1 protein-coding gene is annotated in these 457 nt (G+C 36.3%); it reads right to left on the bottom strand.

Annotated elements, in window-relative coordinates:
- Positions 1-274: 274 nt before the first annotated feature.
- A partial coding sequence (locus KH893_RS12125) for a hypothetical protein (protein ID WP_281166319.1) occupies positions 275-457 on the bottom strand: 183 nt, incomplete at its 5' end.

Below are 457 nucleotides of genomic sequence, written 5' to 3'. Positions count from 1 at the left end.
CCGTAGCGAAAATTCCGAATATAGAGAAGAAAATTGCCAATTTCTGGACAAGATTCAGACTATCGAATTCGTCATGAAAACCATACTCAAGTAAAATAACTCCAATCAGTGAAATCGTTCCAAACAAAATGTGGCCAAAAATCATATCAAACCGCAAACTTTCTTTTTTTAATAATGTATATACATTTTAATATATTCAAGAAAATTTTTTTTGAATTAATTAAAAATTGGAAGATGCCCATTGACAGAAAATAAATTGTCTAAAATTAATGTTTTATTTATAAGGCTTTTTAATTTTAACTATCCTAAAGGTGCCCTGGTCGTCATGAACCCGGTTTTGGGAGAACATGTAGACAAATGAACGCTTGCCCCAGGTTGGCTCGGGCGTGGTTGCCGATTCCTGTCCGAGCTGGTAGTTATGGGTCTTGACTAGCCAGATGGCCTGCTGGTCGTTGGT

The sequence above is a fragment of the Liquorilactobacillus sicerae genome (genome assembly GCF_029916425.1).
In the GTDB taxonomy this organism is placed as follows: Bacteria; Bacillota; Bacilli; order Lactobacillales; family Lactobacillaceae; genus Liquorilactobacillus; species Liquorilactobacillus sicerae.
Note: the sequence above shows the minus strand (reverse complement) of the source record. Positions and strands in the feature narration are given on the sequence as shown.